Annotated in this window: 4 protein-coding genes and 1 pseudogene; 2 read left to right on the top strand and 3 right to left on the bottom strand. The window is 43.3% G+C overall.

Translation table 11 applies throughout. From position 1 onward, the window contains the following. Positions 1-301: pseudogene (locus NWP22_RS13015) on the bottom strand (hypothetical protein); the annotation flags it as partial. Between the two features lie 194 nt (positions 302-495). Here NWP22_RS13015 and ilvB point away from each other — a divergent pair. Both ilvB and dacB read left to right on the top strand, forming a co-directional pair. Then, complete coding sequence (gene ilvB, locus NWP22_RS13010; RefSeq protein WP_280801980.1) at positions 496-2,388, top strand: biosynthetic-type acetolactate synthase large subunit; 1,893 nt, start codon at positions 496-498, stop codon at positions 2,386-2,388. A 140-nt stretch (positions 2,389-2,528) separates the two neighbouring features. After that, a complete protein-coding gene (gene dacB, locus NWP22_RS13005) occupies positions 2,529-3,992 on the top strand; it encodes a D-alanyl-D-alanine carboxypeptidase/D-alanyl-D-alanine endopeptidase (RefSeq protein ID WP_280801979.1) in 1,464 nt (487 codons plus the stop codon). Here dacB and tmk read toward each other — a convergent pair. Together tmk and NWP22_RS12995 are read right to left on the bottom strand one after the other, a co-directional pair. After that, complete coding sequence (gene tmk, locus NWP22_RS13000; RefSeq protein ID WP_271732855.1) at positions 3,989-4,630, bottom strand: dTMP kinase; 642 nt, start codon at positions 4,628-4,630, stop codon at positions 3,989-3,991. The two genes, dacB and tmk, sit on opposite strands and share 4 nt — an antisense overlap. A 420-nt stretch (positions 4,631-5,050) precedes the next feature. Further along, positions 5,051-6,427, bottom strand: coding sequence for a hypothetical protein (locus NWP22_RS12995; protein WP_280801978.1), 1,377 nt, complete (start codon positions 6,425-6,427; stop codon positions 5,051-5,053). Positions 6,428-6,488: the final 61 nt, after the last annotated feature.

Genomic DNA, 6,488 nt, shown 5'->3' with positions numbered 1-6,488 from the left:
GGGGAGGAAGCAGTAATACTACTACTTGTGTCACTGGTAAACGATACAAGCGATACAACCTTACCCAATAGTCTAACATTCGCAGTGGTAGGGGTGGTGTGGATTCTAATTTGGTTTGAAATTCTAAATGTAGAATCCTGCCTTGCAGTTGTAAAAAGGTGACATAATCGGCGCGGATGGGTTCTATGCTTAATTCGGTTTTGAGAATTGTGACATCCCCTTGCGGTGTCCCTAATACCCAACTGGCGAACCTTTGGGGGTGTTTTTCTGATAGTAGCTTGCAGAGATTGTCAAAGGACATGGGTAATATATGGCTATGATATTTTATGATATTTTTAGTTAAAAGTGGTGTTCACCGGTGGTTTAATGTCAGGAATTCTTGCTATATGTCAAACTTTATCTTTTTCTGGACAGTTTAAATTCAAGTTTTACATTAAAATGGAATACTAAATACAGAATTTACGCGTTAACTTAGCTATCGTCTGAGGTTTGACCGTGACCGTGCGCTTGCCATCCTTAACTAGTCTCCCACAAACCGAAAATCACAATCAGTCTGGTCAATCGCCAGTCGTCGCGCCCAAGCGTGTAACTGGTGGTTTTGCACTGCTTGACAGTCTTTTGCGCCATGAAGTTGAATACATTTTTGGTTATCCTGGTGGGGCAATCCTCCCAATTTACGATGACCTTTACAAAGTAGAATCCACTGGTGCTATTAAGCACATTTTAGTACGACACGAACAAGGTGCCGCCCACGCTGCCGATGGCTATGCCCGTGCTACTGGAAAGGTGGGAGTATGCTTTGGCACTTCTGGACCTGGGGCAACGAATTTAGTCACAGGCATTGCTACAGCCTATATGGACTCGATTCCCATGATTGTAGTTACAGGACAAGTGCCACGGGCTGCTATTGGTACGGATGCATTTCAAGAAACCGATATTTATGGAATTACCCTACCAATAGTCAAACACTCCTATGTAGTGCGTGACCCGAAAAACATGGCGCGAATTGTGGCGGAAGCGTTCCACATCGCTAGCACGGGACGACCGGGTCCTGTTTTGATTGATGTGCCTAAAGATGTGGCTTTAGAAGAATGTGACTATGTACCAGTGGAACCGGGAAGTCTGAAATTACGCGGCTATCGTCCTACGGTTAAGGGGAATCCCAGACAAATCAACGCCGCAATTCAGTTAATTCGTAACAGTCACCGCCCTTTATTATATGTGGGTGGTGGGGCGATCGCATCTAACGCACACGCAGAAGTTAAGGAACTAGCCGAACTATTTAATATCCCGGTGACTACAACCTTAATGGGTATCGGTGCATTCGATGAACATCATCCCCTGTCTGTGGGAATGTTAGGGATGCACGGTACAGCTTACGCTAACTTTGCAGTGACAGATTGCGATTTATTAATCTGCGTTGGTGCTAGATTTGACGACCGTGTTACAGGTAAATTGGATGAATTTGCTTCCCATGCCAAAGTAATTCACATCGACATCGACCCGGCAGAAGTAGGTAAAAATAGAGTCCCGGAAGTGCCAATCGTGGGGGATGTGCGCCATGTGTTGGTAGACCTGTTGCGTCGCTGTCAGGAAGGGGGAATCAAGCAAATACCACATAAAAACCAAGAATGGTTAAATTTAATTAACCGTTGGCGACAAGACTACCCCTTACAAGTACCTCAGCATCCCGATAGTATTTCCCCCCAAGAGGTAATTGTAGAAATTGGTCGCCAAGCCCCCAACGCTTTTTACACTACAGATGTAGGTCAACATCAAATGTGGGCGGCGCAATTCCTCAAGAATGGACCCAGACGCTGGATTTCTAGCGCTGGGTTGGGAACTATGGGTTTTGGAGTCCCTGCGGCTATGGGTGCAAAGGTCGCATTTCCAGATGAGGAAGTTATCTGTATTAGTGGTGATGCTAGTTTTCAGATGTGTTTACAAGAACTGGGGACGCTAGCACAATACGGGATTAATGTCAAGACAGTTATTTTAAATAACGGTTGGCAGGGAATGGTGCGCCAGTGGCAACAAGCCTTTTATGGTGAGCGCTACTCATGCTCTAATATGGAAGTAGGAATGCCGGATATTGAGTATTTGACAAAAGCCTATGGGATTAAGGGCATGGTAATTCGTAGTCGTGATCAATTAAAAGATGCGATCGCCGAAATGCTGGCACATGATGGCCCGGTGGTGGTTGATGTCCAAGTCACCAGAGATGAAAACTGCTACCCAATGGTAGCCCCTGGGAAAAGCAACGCTCAAATGATTGGTTTACCTATGCAACCAGCCAAAGCCAGAGTAGAACCAATTACTTGTAGCAATTGCGGGACAACAAATCACCCCGCTCATAAGTTCTGCTCCGAATGTGGAACCAAATTATAAGGAGCAGGACTGCACTACAGAGGTTTGACCATCCACATAACCTAATATTAGGGGAAAGGGAAAATTAACGGTATTTATACGCAGAGGAACCAATCCTCTGCTTTTTTGTCACAGAAACTTAAGAATTACAAATTACATTTATGTCTAAAAAAATTACCATTGGCTTGCTGCTGTTATTTCTGAGTAGCCAAATTGCCATCACCCCCCAAACAGCGACAGCACAGATACAAGCACCAACCACACCCACGGGGAAAACAATTTGTTCTACCCAACTCCAGTCAGAGGTAGAAACCATAACCAACAGGCCTGAATTTAGCCGGGTGCGGTGGGGAATTATCGTGAAAAATATGGCTGATCAACAAACACTTTATCAGCGAGATGGTGAGAAATACTTTACCCCAGCCTCCAACACCAAATTACTGATAACAGCGGCCGCATTACAAGAGTTAGGTGGTAATTTTCGTATTCGTACCTCCGTTTATCAAGATGGGGAGGGTGTTTTGCGTGTCTTCGGTAGGGGAGACCCCAGTTTAAAGATTCCGCAGTTGCAGAAATTAGCCCAGCAGTTACGCCAGCAGGGTATTACTCAAGTCAACCAGTTGATTGCTGATGATAGTTATTTTCAAGGGGATATTGTCAATCCCAGTTGGGAATGGGAAGACTTAGCAGCTGATTATGGCGCACCAGTCAGCAGTTTAATTCTCAATCAAAATGCTTCTGTATTTCAAGTTTCGCCCCAAACCGTCGGTAAACCATTACAACTGAAGTGGAATGAACCAGCGGATGCATTTATGTGGCGAGTAGAAAATAATTCTGTGACTACTCAAAAAAATGAATCGGGATTTCTCAGAGTCAGCCGCAGCTTACACGGTCCAGTATTGCACATTCAAGGACAGATGGCTGTAAATTCCACCCCTAACATCAGGGCGATCGCCGTTTTTAATCCCGTTGAGCATTTCCTGCGTCACTTCCGCCAGACTTTGGTTAAGGAAGGAATTTTTGTACAAGATATATCTCACAGTACTGGTAGTCAAAACCAAAAGGAACTAGCAGCAGTGGAGTCTCCCCCCTTGTCTGAACTATTAATAGAGACAAATGTCAATAGTAATAACTTGTATGCTGAAGCGTTACTCAGGTCTTTAGCAATTAAACAACCGGGAGAAAATAATCAAACTACGGCCGATGCAGGTTTAACAGTTGTCAAGAATAGTTTAACTCAGTTAGGAGTAGACCCTAGTAGTTATATACTAGTAGATGCTTCTGGATTATCGCGCAAAAACTTAATTAGTCCCCAAGCCTTGGTGCAGACTTTACAGGCCATGGACAAATCACCACTAGCAGGAATATTTCGCGCTTCCCTACCTGTAGCGGGGGTGAGCGGTACTTTAAGAAATCGCCTGCGGGACACTCCCGCTGTGGGAATTGTCCAGGCAAAAACAGGTACAATGACTGGGGTGGTGTCTCTATCAGGATATGTGAATAGTCCTAATTATCAGCCTTTGGCTTTTAGTATTATTGTCAATCATTATGAACAACCGGCTAGAGTTGTCCGCCAATCCATAGATGAAATTGTCCTTTTATTAACACAGTTACAGCCTTGTTAAGTGCAATTTAACAGTTGCAGCCTTTGGTGTAATATTTTCTGAATTACTTGTTGCACTGCTTCTGGGGTTAAACTACCATCTACCCGGACAATTTCAGAGGGATAGAGTGCGGCTAAATCTGCGTATCCTTGCTGAACACGCTGATGAAAGGCTATTGTTTCTTGCTCAATGCGGTCTAGTCCCCCCGTTGCTGCTTGTTTACGAGCTAGTCCCACTTCCACATCAACATCTAGCCAGATGGTTAAGTCACTTACTAAACCATCTGTGGCAATATGGTTGAGTTGATTAATTAAGTTGATGTTTAAACCCCGACCATAACCTTGGTAGGCAGTGGTAGAGTGGGTGTAGCGATCGCACAGTATATATTTTCCTGCTGCTAGATGTGGTTTAAGTTCTTGTGCAACGTGTTGGGAGCGATCGGCGGCATATAATAATAATTCAGTTACCTGAGAGATGGGTAGATTTTCTGGGTTTTTGAGTAAAATCCGGCGCAGATGTAGGCCTAACTCGGTTCCCCCCGGTTCACGAGTCATGAGTACAGGAATACCCAGACTCTCCAACCATTGGGCGCAAAGCTGCATCTGGCTAGTTTTGCCGCAGCCTTCTACTCCTTCAAATATAATTAATTTACCAGTCATAGTTTTTATATCAGTTTAAAATACTGGAGACCAAGGCTAACTGACAAGGGACCAGGAAAGTTTTGCCTAAATTTTTTACACACAAAAAGGCAACTGCTAGCAGTTGCCTTTTTGTCAAAGTTAATACCATTCGACTTGTTTGATACCTAACTAAAAGACTGCAATGCTACTGTAAGCCGAGCATTTCCAGGATTACTTGGAACAAACCTTGAGCGAATTGGTACCACTCCTTGCACTATATTAATAGTAACTCTTCTAGGATAAAATGCAACATTTTCTTGATAAAACTTTGTTAACCTGATCACCCACACCCCTGTAAATTAAAGCGGTGGTATCGCAGATAACATCTTATATTCAGTGTATCAAATATTGTTTTACCCCCCGTTCCCCGTTCCCTGTTCTCTAAAAAGAAAATACATCTTAGCTAGCTTGTGCAGATACATTTGCAACAGCTTCATCAATCAACTGTTTTACATTGTTTAATCCAGTCATAGCATACTGCCAATAACCATATTTACCATCGGCATTAACAGCATGACACCATCTCATCGCTGCTGCTTTCTTAACATCTCGCAGTGGGTCCCATCCTTTTGTTTCCAGAATAAAATAACTCAATGTTGGTGTTTTAAACCTGATGATGAAGTCGGGAATATAATCGTGGTCTTCTCCATTATCAAAATAGGGAATTGCAAAGCCTAAGCTGGCGTTTTTGACAAAAGCCCCTACAGCGGGATGGGTATCGATAATATATGCTGCTGTTTGTTCCCATTGCCAAGTATCTGCAACAACATAGTTAATATGAGAGTTAATTACCTCTCGCACTGGTTTACTTGTCCAGAAGTTAACATCATCTGTTGAACCATTCCCCCGATGTGCTTCATAAATTGGAACCTCCGGAGCTTCCCCTGCGCCGGTGTCGGGATGAATAGCTTCTGTTAATTTCTCTATTAACCAACCATAGTAAGGAGAAACAAAAACATCTAATTTATCTGCTGGGGGAACCAGTTCTACTTTTTCCGATATGTAGCGATCGCAAATTCTCCGTAATTGGGGAAATAGTATATGGGGAGGAGCTTCACATTTATCTGACTTGGCGTAGGTTACACTTAAATCTCTAGCTAAATCAAAGACTAATTCTTGTAACCTTTTATCTTTGCGGTATGGGTTGAGGTTCATACCTTGAAGTTTCCCTGGTCCGGTTAAACTTGATCTCCCTTGATTGTTGGGAATATTGGCTTTAACTTGTACTTCTGGCGCTATCTTAAATGGGTTAATTTCCAGCTTGGCGATTACATCCCAATCTACAGTTACCTGATTGCGAATAGCTTGGGTGTAACCTTTGACTTTAGGAAATTCGATTCTGTACTGTGACTTACTAGCTATTGCATAAACGTGGTGACGTTTTTCTGGTTTTCGCTTTGCGCCTAATGGGTTTTCTTTAAAAGGAATGACTTCAAAGGGGACGCCAAATATTTTTGCTGTTTCTTCAGCGAATTTGTTATCCTCAGTTAAATCATAGTTACGTCTTCTTAATGCTCTCCCAACTACTTGTTCACAGAGAAGTTGGGACATAAAAGGACGAATCCCAATCACATGAGTTACTGTGTTAGTATCCCATCCTTCCGTGAGCATACCTACTGAGATGATGCAACGAATATCACGACCTGGCGGATGTAGAGGACGGTTTAATTTAGTAGCTAATTCTGGGAAATTTTCTGTAGGACTTACGCAACTGGCACAGGCGATCGCTACGCAGAGCTTGCATCTGTGTGTAGCAATCGCTAAATGAAAGCACATTGGTATTATATAAGTGATGTCAATGGCACGGGGGGATGCCTAGTGCAGTTGATAGTAGAAA

Source organism: Anabaenopsis tanganyikae CS-531, from assembly GCF_029891675.1.
GTDB lineage: Bacteria > Cyanobacteriota > Cyanobacteriia > Cyanobacteriales > Nostocaceae > Anabaenopsis > Anabaenopsis arnoldii.
The sequence above is the reverse complement of the archived record's forward strand: the minus strand, read 5'-3'. Positions and strand labels throughout refer to the sequence as shown.

Coding starts and splice junctions, on each gene's coding strand:
- dacB (WP_280801979.1), top strand. CDS start 2,529: ATGTCTAAAAAAATTACCATTGGCTTGCTGCTGTTATTTCTGAGTAGC.
- NWP22_RS12995 (WP_280801978.1), bottom strand. CDS start 6,427: ATGTGCTTTCATTTAGCGATTGCTACACACAGATGCAAGCTCTGCGTA.
- tmk (WP_271732855.1), bottom strand. CDS start 4,630: ATGACTGGTAAATTAATTATATTTGAAGGAGTAGAAGGCTGCGGCAAA.